13 protein-coding genes are annotated in these 15726 nt (G+C 41.5%); 1 reads left to right on the top strand and 12 read right to left on the bottom strand.

Annotated features, from left to right (window positions below; translation table 11 throughout):
* Positions 1–414: 414 nt before the first annotated feature.
* The 8 genes from FTU06_RS05745 to FTU06_RS05780 are packed head-to-tail and all read right to left on the bottom strand — an operon-like array spanning position 415 to position 8048.
* Complete coding sequence (locus tag FTU06_RS05745; protein ID WP_168378178.1) at positions 415–1254, bottom strand: hypothetical protein; 840 nt, start codon at positions 1252–1254, stop codon at positions 415–417.
* Between the two features lie 7 nt (positions 1255–1261).
* Positions 1262–2344, bottom strand: a complete 1083-nt coding sequence (gene aroB, locus FTU06_RS05750; RefSeq protein WP_180077111.1) for a 3-dehydroquinate synthase — start codon at positions 2342–2344, stop codon at positions 1262–1264.
* A gap of 15 nt (positions 2345–2359) precedes the next feature.
* Entirely contained in the window at positions 2360–2905 is a 546-nt protein-coding gene (gene aroK / locus FTU06_RS16810; RefSeq protein ID WP_078189378.1) for a shikimate kinase AroK, read from the bottom strand.
* A gap of 36 nt (positions 2906–2941) precedes the next feature.
* Positions 2942–5044 carry a type IV pilus secretin PilQ gene (gene pilQ, locus FTU06_RS05760; RefSeq protein ID WP_180004792.1) on the bottom strand — a complete coding sequence of 701 codons (2103 nt, stop codon included), beginning with the start codon at positions 5042–5044 and terminating at the stop codon, positions 2942–2944.
* Between the two features lie 16 nt (positions 5045–5060).
* Positions 5061–5588: a pilus assembly protein PilP gene (locus FTU06_RS05765; protein WP_078192530.1), complete on the bottom strand. Its 528-nt coding sequence runs from the start codon at positions 5586–5588 to the stop codon at positions 5061–5063.
* Positions 5585–6307 carry a type 4a pilus biogenesis protein PilO gene (locus tag FTU06_RS05770; RefSeq protein ID WP_180145489.1) on the bottom strand — a complete coding sequence of 241 codons (723 nt, stop codon included), beginning with the start codon at positions 6305–6307 and terminating at the stop codon, positions 5585–5587. Before FTU06_RS05770 ends, FTU06_RS05765 begins: the two co-directional genes overlap by 4 nt.
* Positions 6304–6990, bottom strand: coding sequence for a PilN domain-containing protein (locus FTU06_RS05775; protein ID WP_180093087.1), 687 nt, complete (start codon positions 6988–6990; stop codon positions 6304–6306). Before FTU06_RS05775 ends, FTU06_RS05770 begins: the two co-directional genes overlap by 4 nt.
* On the bottom strand, positions 6990–8048 hold the full coding sequence (locus FTU06_RS05780; RefSeq protein WP_078189383.1) for a pilus assembly protein PilM: 1059 nt from the start codon (positions 8046–8048) through the stop codon (positions 6990–6992). Before FTU06_RS05780 ends, FTU06_RS05775 begins: the two co-directional genes overlap by 1 nt.
* 165 nt (positions 8049–8213) lie before the next feature.
* On the opposite strand from FTU06_RS05780, the gene ponA reads away from it, so the two are divergent.
* A complete protein-coding gene (ponA, locus tag FTU06_RS05785) occupies positions 8214–10754 on the top strand; it encodes a penicillin-binding protein PBP1a (RefSeq protein WP_180073458.1) in 2541 nt (846 codons plus the stop codon).
* Between the two features lie 53 nt (positions 10755–10807).
* Here ponA and FTU06_RS05790 read toward each other — a convergent pair whose 3' ends face one another.
* The 4 genes from FTU06_RS05790 to FTU06_RS05805 form a co-directional block, all read right to left on the bottom strand.
* Positions 10808–11611 carry a putative RNA methyltransferase gene (locus FTU06_RS05790; protein WP_180145579.1) on the bottom strand — a complete coding sequence of 268 codons (804 nt, stop codon included), beginning with the start codon at positions 11609–11611 and terminating at the stop codon, positions 10808–10810.
* A gap of 77 nt (positions 11612–11688) precedes the next feature.
* On the bottom strand, positions 11689–12807 hold the full coding sequence (gene mraY, locus FTU06_RS05795; RefSeq protein WP_078189386.1) for a phospho-N-acetylmuramoyl-pentapeptide-transferase: 1119 nt from the start codon (positions 12805–12807) through the stop codon (positions 11689–11691).
* Entirely contained in the window at positions 12807–14216 is a 1410-nt protein-coding gene (murF, locus tag FTU06_RS05800; RefSeq protein ID WP_078192536.1) for a UDP-N-acetylmuramoyl-tripeptide--D-alanyl-D-alanine ligase, read from the bottom strand. Before murF ends, mraY begins: the two co-directional genes overlap by 1 nt.
* 9 nt (positions 14217–14225) lie before the next feature.
* A complete protein-coding gene (locus FTU06_RS05805; RefSeq protein ID WP_180026112.1) occupies positions 14226–15722 on the bottom strand; it encodes a UDP-N-acetylmuramoyl-L-alanyl-D-glutamate--2,6-diaminopimelate ligase in 1497 nt (498 codons plus the stop codon).
* Positions 15723–15726 lie beyond the last annotated feature (4 nt).

Raw genomic sequence — 15726 nt, forward strand, 5'->3', positions numbered from 1 at the left:
CTTTCGAGCACTTAACAAACTAATTTCTTGTTGCGATTCGTCTTAACTTACTCACATGAATTGTTCTGTCGAGCAAAATTATTTCTTATTCACACCCTTAAGATAAACCGAATTCACCTTTGATGCATGAATAAAAAGTCAAATTTTCTGCTTTTGCAGTTCAGATCAGGGATAACGACTGGATTAATGACTTCGCACTTTTATCGAATCATTTTCGCGCCAAAACAGGGAGAAAAGTTCAATTTACGCACCAATTAAGCAATTTATATGCCAACTTGATGCATTTTCTCCTAAGATGGCTGATTACAAGCATTTTTTAGTTATAACAAATAATTCAAATTGTTCTTTTTTAATTTTATGCACTTTTTCTGTGCAGTTTAGACTTTTCCTAAGAGGTCTTGCGCTATTTTAGAACTAATTAAAAGGATCGGTTACTTCTTGTTCTACCGGTGCAGGTTTTGGACGTGGTGCATCTACACTACTTTGTGATTTTTGCACATCAATCACATTTCCTTCAGCATCACGACGTGTCACCGTAGTACTTGTCGTTGCATTAGTTGGTGTTGTTACCGTCGCTGCAGCCGCTGCTTTTCGTGCGGCGATTTGAGCTTCATCAATTTTCGGTAAAGGCACAGATTTTAATTTAACAGCATATAACTTTTGACTCGACGACATTTCTTCCGTGCCTAAATCATTCACATATGCTTGATATTGTTTAAATTCCACAACTTCAGGTTTGATTGAAGCAGGCAAAGCGATGTTGAGGCTCGACATTGCAGCTTTGGCATCATTTTGCGACGAATATGGTCCAGTTAAAATGACGTATTGCTCAGGATGGTCTTCACCTGAAAGACGTAGATAAATAAATTTATGACGCTCAGGCTGCTTGCGTAAGAAACTTTTTAAAATATCTTCCTCAGAAACCCGAAATAATTCAACACCATAAAGTTTGGCAGAATCATTGATAAATTTAGTGCCGCGAAATTCTGGCTCATGTTGAGCTGTAGCAACCACACGGGTCGTCATATCAAGTGGACGTACTTCTTCATTTAATGCACCAAGATGGGACATTGCTGCCACTTTCTCTGGCTGAATTTGCAAATCCACTTCGGTTTCCGCTTGCTTTTCAACTTCAACCAATTCTTTGGTATCTGTAATCGCCCAGAAAACCAATGCAGCGAACAGACACACAGCTCCACCCACCAACCATGCGTAGTGATGAACTTTTTGCCATTGAGACTGCCGCGCTGCCATGATGTACCTACTCTGCCTGATTTGCCAAAATTGCCTGTTTCATTAACTCAACATCAAACTCTTTGGTGATGATGGCCTGACCTAATGATTTCAGTAAAATAAGTCGTAATTGCCCATTCAATACTTTTTTATCATGAGACATATACGCCAAAAAATCCTCTAGCGGAATTTTAGGGCAAACTATCGGTAATTGTGCACGTAAAATGATTTTTTTTGTACGTTCTAAATCTTCAGCAGTGATCCAACCCATACGCTGGGACAAATCTGCAGCCATTACCATCCCTGTTGCAACGGCTTCACCATGTAACCATTCACCATATCCCAAGTACGATTCAATCGCATGACCAAAGGTATGACCCAGGTTTAATAACGCACGTTCGCCTTGTTCTTTTTCGTCATTGGCCACAATACGCGCTTTATGAGCACATGAACGATAAACCGCTTCAGCCAACAAGGTTGCATCACCTGCAACTAAAGCATCCATATGCTGTTCAAGCCAAGCTAAGAATTCAACATCACCTAACAATGCATATTTGATCACTTCGGCCAAACCTGCAGAAAGTTCACGCGCCGGCAAAGTTTTTAATTGCGCCATATCCGCAAGGACCACTTGGGGTTGCTGGAAAGCGCCAATCATGTTTTTACCCAGTGGATGGTTTATCCCAGTTTTTCCACCGACACTTGAATCCACTTGAGAAAGCAAAGTCGTCGGCACTTGAATAAAATACACACCACGTTGATAGCATGCAGAAGCAAAACCGGTCATATCCCCAATGACACCCCCACCTAATGCCAAAACCGTACAATCGCGGTTAAAGCCTGCTTCGAGCAAGGCATCAAAAATTAAATTCAAATGCTCTAAATTTTTATACTTTTCACCATCAGGCAAAATACATGTTGCAACGGTTTTCCCTAATGCCCCAATTGCTTCTACATAATGTTTTAAATAGAGCGGGGCAACTGTGGTATTAGAGACAATCATTACTTGTTTACCCTGAATATAAGGCTCAAGTAAAGTTTGTGGATTAAGGTCACTCCCAATAAAAATAGGGTAGCGACGATCACCGAGTTCAACATGTAAGGTTTGCATGAATTTAACCTTTTTCTAACGAGATATATTTTGTGAAACAATTAAATTAAAAATTTTTTGCGCAAGATCTCTCGCAGCACCTTGATTGGTTTCAATAATATAGTGCGCGACTTCACGATAAAGCGGATCACGGGCAGCCAATAAATCTCGTAGCTTTTGCTCTGGATTTTCCACTTGAAGAAGTGGGCGATTTTTGTCGCGGTAGGTTCGTTGTAACTGAATTTCCACCGGAGTATATAGATAAACAACAATACCACGTTGTTTTAAAAATTCACGATTTGGGGGCTGAGTCACAGCACCACCGCCAGTCGCTAAGACCAGTTGTTTCTTTGCAGTTAACTCATCAATGACATTCGTTTCACGACTTCTAAAGCCTTTTTCCCCTTCCTTTTCAAAAATCCAAGGAATGGTCGCACCTGTTTTACGTTCAATTTCATGATCACTGTCTAGAAATTCACGTCCTAACAATTCTGCTAAATGTCGCCCTACGGTTGTTTTTCCTGCCCCCATTGGCCCTACCAAATAGATATTTGGTAGGGTTTCAAACTCTTTGCTTGGCAAGGAGTCACCTATTTCTTTTGTTAAATTGAAAATATATTAATGATTTCTGGTAACACTGTCATTAACAATTCGCGGAGTAACAAAAATCAGGAGCTCTGTCTGTGCGCTAGTTTTCACATTATTTTTAAATAAGTTTCCGAAAACCGGCAAATCCCCCAAAAAAGGTACTTTGGTATATTGATTTTGTTGAATGTCATCAAAAATACCACCTAGGACCACTGTTTCACCATCACCGACTAAAACATTAGTCTCAAGTTTATTGGTATTAATTAAATAACCAGCCGCGGTTAATCGACCAACAGTATCCTTGTTAACTTTTAAATCCATCTGTACCCTCCCATCTGGCGTAATACTTGGGGTCACTTCCAGTTTCAAGTTTGCATCAACAAAACTAGTTGTCGTACCACCTTCAGCACTCCAACTTTGATACGGAATTTGATCGCCTCTTAAGATTGTTGCTTTTTGCTTATCACCCGTTAAAACTTTTGGTGCTGCTAAAACTTCACCGTGACCATCCGATTGTAAAGCTGTAAGTTGTAGATCAAGCATAAAGTCTGAAATTTTAAGCAACCCAAAACTAAAATTTCCTGCTGATGCCGTCCCTAAATCTACCGCTAAATCTAACTTTGGAGAATAATCTCCACCCCAAACATTTGATCCATTAGCACCACCACTTAAACTCGGATTATTACGCTGTATACCCCAGTTAACACCGAGTTCTCTCGAAAATTCTGTTTGAGCGGTCACAATTCTTGTTTCAACCATGACTTGTTTGACAGCAACATCTAATAGATCAATCATCTTACGAACTTTATCAATATTCTCAGATGTATCATTAACAATAAGTGTATTGGTCCGGTTATCAGAAACTACACTACCTCTTGGGCTCAGCATACTTTCTAATGCAAGTGATGTACCTCCTGCTGTGCCATTCGACTCGGCTCCTTTTCCATCTCGGGAATCTTCTAATAATTTTAAAATATCTGAAGATTTCGCATAGCTCAGCTGAATATATTCAGTTTGAATCGGCGCTAATTTTATTCGCTGTGCAAGTGCTTTTGCTTCATCATCTTCCGCTTTAATCAACTCAGATACAGGTGCGATCCAAATCACATTACCATTACGACGTTTATCTAAATTCTTGGTTTTCAACACGATATCTAGCGCTTGATCCCAAGGCACATCTTTTAAGCGAAGTGTAATATTTCCTTGAACCGTATCAGCAGCAACCATATTGATTTCAGTGAAATCAGCCAAAAGTTGCAGCACACGACGTACTTCAATATCTTGGAAGTCTAATGAAATCTTCTTACCGGTATAATGATTGGCAGCTTTAGGACGTAATGGATTCTTATCTTCCGGACGTTTCAAACTTACCGTTAATTTATTATCAGTTTGGTACGCCATATATTCATAGCTGCCCGTCGACTGAATGGTAATCACACCATTACCGCCATCATTATGTGCATCCACCGTTGCAACAGGTGTTGCAAAATCATTGACATTTAAACGGCGAGTCAAATGTGCAGGTACTTTATTGCCTAAAGTACGGATCACCACTTTACTGCCTTGCTGTTGAACATCAACGGGAGTATTTCCACCCAGTAAATCAACAACAACTTGACCTTCACCATTAGAACCACGGTGGAAACCAATATTTGAGATGCCCTGTTGCTGACGTTGTGCTACAGGCTGTACATATTTTGCAGCTTGTGCAGAGTTGATTTTTAAAATAAAGGTATTACCTTCAACACGCGTGGTAAAAGCACCAGCATTGGCTAAATTCACAGTTAAGCGCGCACGTTGTGCATCCGAACTCACATCCACAGTGCTCGCTTCAGCCGTTGCAACAGGAATTGAACTTTGTTTTAAATTTTGCTGTGCTTTATCAAAGTCTAAAACTAGTCGTGATGGTTGATCGAGTTGATAAGCTTGTGGTTGTGGCGGCAAGCCATTAAACATCACGCGAATTTCAGTCCCTTGACCTGGAATTTGCATTGGTACCACATTGGTTACACTCACCTGAGCATTGGCAACTTGCATCATCGCCATTGCAACAGCCCCCATCGAAAACTGACGAAACACATGATTCATTGTATTGCCATCCCCAAAAATAAAATCTTGTACACTATTCTTCATTTTTATTCCTTTAAGCTTAAGGTGCTGGTCCAATTAATATGAGACTTCTAGGACGCTCTACATATCCTTCTCGCCCATCCGGAATAATCTCAATCAAATCAATTTGAGTCGGGGTAATATTTACCACTCGACCATGATTGAGCCCCATATAACTTCCACGTTGAATACGCTCAACTTCACCATCAGGTGTCTGAATCAAGGCTAATATTTGCCCAGATTGGTTACGCATACTACCCTTCATATTCAGGGTTTCAAGTGCATAACTCTCCAAAGGTTGAGGCTGACGGCTCAAGTTTGGATAAACACGCTTACCTGCCATGATTTTAAGTTCTGCTGCCAAGGAACTTGGCAAGAACGGACTTTTTAAAGAATGCGCCGCATAATTAAAAGTTTCGACAGGTACAAAATCTGGCGCAGGTTCAATCGCTAGTGGAGCTTGATTGCGTATATTTGCCATCTCTTGATTGACCACATCAATACGTGATTCACAACCAGCCAATACAAATCCAACCATCACAGAAAGTGCCAATTTATTCATTTTCATTTTGGAGCCTCCTGTGTGCTTGCTGAATCTACAGCTTTCGCAGCACCTTCAGTATTTCCTTCATAACGATATGTTTTTGCAGAAATCACATAGTCAATTTTTGGAATATCTGAGTTCTTTTCTTTATTTTCAGTTGCTGTAATCTTTAAATTATGCAAAGTCACAATCCGTGAAAGCCCCGCAATACCACTTACAAATGAACCAAAGGCGTGGTAATCACCTGTTGCTTCAATACGAATTGGTTGTTCCGTAAAGAATTCTTGCTTCACTTCAGGCTCAAGACGAATAATTTTAAATTTCAATCCAGAATTCACGCCTGTTAAGTTGATATCTTCAACCAAACCTGGAATTTCAGTTTCTTTCGGCAATTGTTCTAACTGTTGATTAAAACGTGCTTCCATATCCTGCAACTGCAATTGATATTGTTGCAAATTACGTAGTTTTGAATCTTTTTCACGAAACTCATTTAACAAATTTTGTTCTTGTGCTTTGGCACTTGAAATAGCTTCAATCTTGCCTTTAATCGCCAAGAAATAGCCCAAAATTGCCACAAGGATAATGATAAAAATCCAGCAGGTAATTTTGACTGAAATTGGCCAACTACCATAGTTATTCGGATCTAGCGTATTGAACTGCTGTACAAACTTATCAAAAGTCATTTTCTTTTTCGGAATGACCACAGCATCTTGATTCAATTGTTCAAATTCATCACGACTCATTTTGCAGCCTCCGGAGTTGGTGTTGCTGCAGTTTGTGCGTCAGATGTTTGCGCCGATGAAGCTAACTGTCCTGCATTTGCTGCTGGATCATTAATGGTCGGCTGCGCAATTTGCTCCAAATCAGCAGTCACAGTAAATGCACCATAAGATTCTTCTACGCGAGGAACCACTGACGTCGGCGCTTTGTCTTTTTTCTCTTCCGCCACAAGGAATGAGCTCATGAAGGCATTACGATACCAAGGTGATGCTTCCAAATTACGCAGTAAATCTGCAACAGTATTTGGACTTTCCGCACGCCCTTCGATCATAAATTTGTCGCCATTACGCTCAAATTTTGTGATGTACATATTGGCAGGTGTTACACGAACCAATTCATCTACAAGATGTACGGCGATTGGACGTTGACCTTGTAAGCCTTGAATCAACTTCATGCGTTCAATAATGGCATTACGCTGCTCTTGTAAACCATCTAAAGACTTTAATTGAACATCTAAATTTTGGTTATGACTGATAATCAATTGGTTCGCTTGTTCTTGATCTTTTAATTTGTGATCAAAGTACAACCATGTTAAACCAACCCCAATTACCCCAATTAAGAAAGCCCCAATACAAAGTGCAATAAATTCTTTTTTTCGTTTCTCTCTTAGCTCATCACGCCAAGGGAGCAAGTTAATTTTTGCCATTAATCAAAACTCCTCAATGCTAGACCGCATGCCACCATGAGTGATGAGGCATCATTTTCAATTTTTTTAATATCAATTTGAGGTGAAAAACCCATTTGTAAGAATGGATTGGCAATCGTGACGCGGTAACCCAATTTTTGTTGAAGTAATTTTGCAAGTCCCGGAATATTGGCATTCCCCCCTGCCAATAAAATATGGTCAATTTCGTTGAACTGTGAAGATGAGAAAAAGAACTGTAAAGAACGCGCTGCTTGTTGAACGACAGCTTCTAAGAAGGGTTCTAAGACTTCAACATCATAGTCATCTGGCAAGGCACGTGTTTTTTTCGCACGACCCGCTTCTTCGAAAGACAATGCATAGCGATTTTGAATTTCCTGTGTCAATTGTTTGCCACCAAACACTTGCTCACGGGTATAAATCACTTTGTTATTCTGCATAACAGATAAGGTCGTCATACTATGACCAATATCTAAAATACCCACGGTATTTACACCCATTGGCAAAGTATCTGAGAAAACTTTAAATGCATTTTCAATTGCAAAGCTTTCTACATCACCAATTTTTGGTGTAAGACCAGCAAGCTGAATGACTTCCGCACGCGCTTCAACATTTTCAATACGCGTAGCGACAAGCAAAACATTGACACGATTTGGGTTGGACAGACGATCTGGCAAGACCTCAAAATCAAGGCTCGCTTCATCAAGTGGGAACGGAATATATTGCTCAGCATCATCACGAATCTGAATTTCACGTTCATCATCGTTCATATCTGCGTCCATTTCGATGATTTTTGTAATCACCATCGACGTTGGAACCGCCAAAGCTGCATTAGTGGTCTGCGTATTGGCCAAATTAATTGCGCGCTCTAAACAGTCACCGACAGCTTCCGGATTCAATATGTTCTTTTCAACAACACTTCCTTCTGGTAATGGCACCAAAGCATAGCTTTCTACCCAATACCGCCCACTCTTTACAGAAAGTTCCAAAACCTTAACAGAAGTCGAACTAATATCTACTCCTATTAACCCCTTATTTGGCTTACGATATAACCTGAGCACAATATAATTCCTATTATTTTTTTATCCCCAAAAAAATTAACCCACTAATTAGCATTGGTCTATAATTTTATACAGATACAATAACTCATCTAACAATCCGTATATCGAAAGGATATACTGACCACCAATTAGTTTGCCATTAGCTCTTATTAAAACTTACTTGTTATGAAAAAGCTATCTTGTTCAGGCCTTGTTCATCCATTTTTTTTGGCCATTATTATTATTTTGGTCGCAATTCCAATGGGTTTCTATGGCATGTATCTCTATATTGCCCCGTCTTTGCCTGAAATGTCCATCTTAAAAAAGGCTCCATTATTAAAACCATTACAGGTTTATAGTGCTGATAATGAGCTGATTGCAGAATATGGTGGCAAACTTTCGGTCCCTGTAGAGTACGACCAAATCCCGTCTCATTTCATTCATGGCTTTTTAGCTGCGGAAGATTCTTCGTTTTTTGAGCACAGCGGAATTAGTTTCAAAGGATTGGGACGTGCTGTCAGTGAAAGTATTACGGGTTCAGATGTGCAAACCGGTGGTTCAACCATTACCATGCAGGTTGCAAAAAACTATTATCTGACTCCAGAACGTACTTTAAAACGTAAACTGACTGAAGTTTTCCTTGCTCGAAAAATTGAACAGAATCTAAGCAAAGAAGAAATTTTAACGCTGTATGTCAACAAAATCTTTTTGGGCAAAAATGCTTACGGGATCGCTGCAGCTGCAAAAATTTATTATAACAAGAGCTTGCAAGATTTGAGCTTGGCTCAAATGGCAATGATTTCAGGTCTACCCAAAGCACCATCAAAATATAATCCTGTAGCCAATCCAAAACGTGCTTTAGAGCGTCGTAATTGGATTTTAGGACGTATGTTGCAATTGGGTTATATCAATCAATCTGAATATCAAAAAGCGATTGCTGAACCAATTAATCTCGATATGCCTGACCGTGGGGTCAGCAATAAATTTCCCTATGTAGGCGAAATGGTTCGCTCAGAATTAGTCGAAAAGTTTGGTGAACAGGCGACTGATTCAGGCTATAAAGTCTACACCACCATCAACAGCCAACGCCAAGCCTATGCTGAGCAGGCTGTACAAGAAGGTCTCGAAGCTTACGATAGACGACATGGTTGGCGTGGTGCAGAAGCACATGATGAGCCGTTAAAAAACTTTATTCCATATGCCAACACCTATCCTGCCGAAGTAACCAAAGTCAACAACACCAGTATCGTAGTGTTGATGCAAGACGGCAGTAGTGTGACAGTTCCATGGTCAGGTTTATCTTGGGCACGCCCCTATCGCAATGCCAATAGTGTAGGCAATGCGCCTAGCAAAGCCTCTCAAATTGTAAAAGTAAAAGATATTATTCGCCTACGTCCGAACGCGGATAAAAGCTCATGGGCTTTGGTACAAATTCCCAAAGCACAAGGTCAATTGATTGCCCTTAATCCCAACAATGGTGGTATTGAAGCCATTGTCGGTGGTTATAATTTTTATCAATCTAAATTTAACCGTGCCTTACAAGGCTGGCGTCAGCCGGGTTCAACCATTAAACCCTTTGTTTATGCTTTAGCACTTGAACGTGGCATGACTCCGTATTCCATGGTCAATGACAATCCAATTACGATTGGCAAGTGGACGCCTAAAAACTCTGACGGTCGCTATTTAGGGATGATACCTCTACGCCGTGCCCTCTATTTATCACGTAACACAGTTTCAGTTCGCTTATTACAAGTCGTCGGAATTGAACGTACTCGCCAATTATTTATGGATTTTGGCTTACAAGAAAACCAAATTCCACGTAACTACACCATTGCTTTAGGTACCCCACAGGTGTTGCCGATTCAAATGGCGACAGGTTATGCGACATTTGCCAACGGTGGATATCGTATTCAACCGCACTTTATTAGCCGTATTGAAGATGCTTATGGCAAAGTCATTTATCAAGCCAATCCTGAATATGCATGTATTCAATGTATCAATCAAAAAGACGAAGTTGAATCAGCAGATCCGACCACGCCGGATGATGAAGTGATTGAAGTCACTAATCAGGATAATAAACCTGCTGAATCGAAAATTTCCGATACTGAAGCAGCAAACTATAAGCAAGCTCAGCGAATTTTGAAGTCGAGTTCGGCCTTTGATATGGCGAACATCTTGCGTGACGTGATCCAACATGGTACAGGTCGAGCGGCTTTAAAAATTGGTCGCGGTGATTTAGGCGGTAAAACCGGTACAACCAATGATGCAAAAGACGCGTGGTTTGCTGGATTTAATGGAAAATTGGTCACTGTGGCTTGGGTCGGTTTTGACCAACCCTCTACTTTAGGTCGCCGTGAATATGGTGGTGTTGCAGCATTGCCTATTTGGTCAGATTTTATGGCGAAATCACTTAAAGGCACACCTGAAGCTTGGGTGCGTTTAGACACCCATGCCAAGAATCCAATCAACCGTAATTCGGCTAAAGCGACTCAAGGTCAACCTGAACAAGATCGTGCAGCAACGCCACCAATGGCTCAACCGCTGTATCGTCCTGCTCCTGTTGCACCGAAGCCTCAGGCTTCGCAAAATGATTTTGACGACCTTCCTGGGTCTACTGAAACCAATCTTGCACCGACTCGAACTGCGCCTCCGCCAATGCAGCCTAAACCACAAGGTGCAGAGCATAAAACGGACGCACTTGATCATCTCATCGATCAAGTTCAGTAAATACTGCATAAAAAAAGCCCTCAAACGAGGGCTTTTTTATCACTTCCAATGCATTATTTCTTTTTAAAGAGATAAATTTGATACTGCGCTTGCAACTCAAATTGTTCATTTTTTTCTAGAGCTTCTCGACGCTCAGCTTTCACTTTATATGCATAAGGCGTCATTGCAATTAAGTTTTTGAGATCCTGCTGAGAAAGTGACATTTTCGCTTGAACCACTTGTTCACTTTCCAATTCAAAATCATTCGCCAGTTGTTCCACAAATTTATGCGGTTCATGTGGTTTTACTTCTTCAAACAAAGCTTCACGCATTGCATAAAGATGCTCTGGTGCAGGTGTAACCACCATCAAGTGCCCCTCAGGCTTTAATACGCGAAGGATTTCTTCTTTTGGAATAGGACTAAATAAACTCGTACACAAGTCAATCGAATGGTCTAATACAGGCAAGGTCGCCCCTGTACCAACCACCCAAGTCACCTCTTTATTCAGTTTAGCGGCCACTTGTACTGCATTTTTAGCAATATCGACACCCACACACTGTAATACTTCAGCTTGCATTGCATTGGTGTAATAGCCTTCACCACAGCCAATATCCAACAAGTTTTCAACACGTAACTTTTGAATCAAAGCCACTACTGCCTGTTGCAAAGGTGCATAGTGACCTGCACTCAAAAACGCACGACGCGCCTGTATAGATTCAGGCGTATCACCCGGATTTTTACTGTGTTTATGTTGAACCACATGTAAATTGACATAGCCTTGTTTTGCAACATCATAGCTATGATTATTTTCACAGCGCCATGTCCGCTCTGTGAGTTTTAATGCTTCACGGCATACAGGACACATCAACAGGTTCATCATTTACTCCACTATATTTTTGAAATAAAAAAACCGGCATCTGTGGGAGCAAATGCCGGTTTCGTTTATTTATTTGCTTAACGTAATTTTAAAGTCATTAGACCTAAAACTACCAGCATAATTGTAATAATCCAGAAACGAATCACCACCTGCGTTTCACGCCATCCCTTTTTCTCATAATGATGGTGCAGCGGTGCCATTAAGAATACGCGCTTATTCCGCATACGCAGCGAGCCAATTTGCAAGAAGACAGAAATAGCTTCAACCACGAAAACACCGCCCATAATGGCAAAAACGATTTCTTGACGAACCATGACTGCAATCGTACCGAGCATCGCACCTAGAGATAAGGCACCGACATCACCCATAAAGACTTGAGCAGGATGCGCATTAAACCATAAGAATGCCAAGCCAGCACCGATCATTGCCGCACAAATCACGACAAGTTCAGATGCGTATTTCACATAAGGAATATGTAAATAATCAGCAAAACGGACATCACCAGCCAGATAAGCAAATACACCTAAACCTGCGGCAACCAAAACGATTGGCATAATCGCCAAACCATCCAAACCATCGGTTAAGTTCACAGCATTGGATGCGCCGTTAATCACCAAATAAGTAAAGACAATAAAGCCGATACCAAGTGGGATAATAGACAACGGAATGCTAATTTCTTTAAAGAATGGAATCAGCAGATCCAACATATTTGAAGTATGTACTGGGTTTGCTTGCTGTGTCGCAATCACATAGAGTGCAATACCAGCACCTAAAGATGCCACAGAAGTCCAAAAGAATTTCTTCTTCGCAGGCAGACCTGCATTGTCTTTATAACGGATTTTAATCCAGTCATCTGCCCAACCCACAGCACCAAAAATCACCATCACCCCAAGTACAATCCATACATAAGGGTTTGAAAGATCGGCCCAAAGTAAGGTTGAAATACCAATAGACAGTAAAATCAACACACCACCCATAGTTGGTGTGCCCATTTTTTTGGCATGATTTTCAGGTGCAAATGAACTGACTGCCTGACCATATTTGAGAGCTTGCAATTTGCGAATCATCACAGGTCCAAGCAACAGACCAATGGCCAATGCCGTTAAGACACTGAGTAGCGAACGAAGCGTTAAATAACGAACAACCTGAAACGAGCTGTGATAACCCGCAAGCTGCTCAAATAACCATAACAGCATTAAAGTTTCTCCATCAATTCAGCCATCAAAGTTTCCATGTGGGTATAACGAGAACCTTTAAACAGGAAACTCATGGACTGAGGCTGATGTGTTTTGACTAGACTAATTAATAACGGTAAAGCCTGTTCTTGAGTAAGAAAGGCCTGTAATTTTTTACCATATTGTGTACTGCGCGCGCCTTCTTGCACAGCAGGTGAAAACTCACCGACAGCAACGACAAATTGAAGACCAGAGTGTGAGACAAGATCACGTCCCAACATGTAGTGCTGCTGTGCAGCAGATGAACCTAACTCACCAATATCCCCAATGACCATCACTTTGATGCCATCTTGCTGCGCAAGTACATCAGCAGCAGCACGCATTGAGGTTGGATTTGCATTGTAAGTATCATCAATAAACAAATAATCTTTATGCTGAATAAAGTTTAGACGGCCTTTGGCACCTGTCGCATGTTCAAGCCCCACAACGATATCATCTAAACTCACACCAATCGATAATGCGAAAGCTGCGGCTGCAGTGGCATTTTGCACATTATGTTCACCAGCAAATGGCAGTTGAACAGGGCGTGCACCTTGTGGCGTATTTAAGATAAAACGTGAAGATTGAGCCTGAAGCTCCGTCTCAGTCGCAAAGACATCCCCACCCTGACCAAAACTCATTACTTGCTCAGTTTGCACCGCTTGACGAATGGCATCTGTAAAATCATCTGCCGCAGGCACAATCGAAGTTCCTGTTTTCGCTATATGTGCATAAATTTCAGACTTGGCACGACAAATGCCATCACGCCCACCAAACTCCCCCATATGAGCAGTACCAATATTTAAAATACCGGCAACCTGAGGCTGTACCAAATTTGAGGTGTAATCAATTTCACCCTTATGACTGGCACCAAGCTCCATCACGGCATACTGATGTTCTGGACGCAACTCAAGTAACATCATCGGTACGCCAAGGTCATTATTTAAATTACCGCGCGTAATTAATGTTGGTGCAAGACGAGAAAGGATACTCCCGAGCATCTCTTTGGTCGTAGTTTTACCACTGCTTCCTGTCAAGGCAATCACTTTTAAAGCTGGGTTTTGGGCACGACGAAATGCACCCAAATGTCCAAGCGCCAAACGTGTATCTGCAACCACCAACTGACAAATATCCACATCGACCGGATGACTCACAATGGCAATTTCACAACCCTTTTCAGCCACTTGAGCAAGGAAGTCATGCGCATCAAAGCGTTCACCTTTCAGGGCAAGAAAAGCGTCACCTTGCTCTGCATGACGTGAGTCGGTCAAAATTCGTTTTACAGAACCTGTCGGCGCTTGATTGTTATGCCAGTGACCTTGTGTCGCTTGAACCAACTGTTCGGCAGTCCATGGTTCTAACGGAACCGTACTGGTCGTTGAAGTATGCATATCTGTTTCCTATTGCGCTGGATAAGCCGAGTCAGTGTTGTGATGCTGGGAATCAATCGCTGATTTCACTTCCACCACATCATCAAACCAATGTCGAACACCATCAATTTCTTGATAGTTTTCATGGCCTTTACCAGCAATCACCACAATATCACCCGCTTGCGCATGGTTGACTGCGAATTTAATCGCTTCACGGCGGTCATGGATTTCATGGACAGTTTTTCCAGTAAAATCAATACCAGCCTTCATATCTGCAAAAATTTGTTCTGGGTTTTCAGTACGTGGATTATCCGAGGTAATCAACGCAATATCTGCATGGTTTAATGCCGCTTGTGTCATCAATGGACGCTTACCACGGTCACGATCACCACCACAGCCAAACACCGCCCATAGCTGTTGCGATACATGACGTTTTAAAGTCTGTAGCACTTGAACTAAAGCATCTGGTGTATGTGCATAATCCACCACAAACAGGCGTTCATCATCACGGATCACTTGCATACGACCCGGTGCACCTTTTAACTTGGGCGCAGTTGCGATCAAGGCAGATAAGTCAAAACCCGCTTGCTCCGCTGAAATTAAGCTCGCCACAATATTTTCAATATTGAAGTGTCCCAATAATGGACTTTGCACCACAAATTCAGCTTGAGCAGTACGCAATTTAAATTGTGCGCCCGTTAAGCTGTATTGAATATCCGTCACTTGATAATCCGCAGCCTGACGCGTTGAATAAGTCAAAATTTTAGGCTGAGCCGGGTTTTGGCGTGCGGCATTCAGCATCACTTCTGCATGTTCATCATCGAGATTGATGACTGCAACTTTGAGCGATGGAAACTGAAACAAACGTGATTTCGCTTCAGCATAGGCTTCAAGGGTTTTATGATAATCCAAATGGTCACGACTTAAATTGCTATAAGCGGCAATTTCAATTGCACAGCCATTTAATCGACCTTGTTCTAAGCCATGCGAACTTGCCTCAATGGCAGCAAACTCTGCACCCTCAAGCGCATAGGCATGCAATGCATTTTGCATATGTAACGCATCTAAAGTGGTGTGAGAAGAGGCTTCTAAATTCGGTAAAATTCCGTTACCAGTGGTTCCCATCACTGCACATTTTTTGCCTTGCAACATGAGTAATTCAGCGATTAAACGAGAGATCGTGGTTTTACCATTGGTACCCGTCACTGCCAAAATTCGTGCAGCTTGAACCGGTTGAGTCGTCTGTAAATATTGCTTTTGCCACTGCCCCATCAATTGACGCACATCCGCAATCACAACACTTTGATCCAAGCCCAAATCAGTTTCTGAAATGACAGCCAACGCGCCATTCTCTAACGCTGTACGTGCAAATTGTGCTGTTTTTTCAGGTTGCGAAAACGAAGTCAGGGCAATAAATATTTGCCCTGCTGTAACTTTGCGACTATCCAGATTGAAGCCCTGAAAGGATTGCGACATCCATTCAGCGGGCTGTTCAACGGTGTATAGATCTTGAAACGTAATTTTCATTCAT

It is taken from the genome of Acinetobacter sp. YH12052, from assembly GCF_013419835.1.
GTDB classification, from domain to species: Bacteria; Pseudomonadota; Gammaproteobacteria; order Pseudomonadales; family Moraxellaceae; genus Acinetobacter; species Acinetobacter amyesii.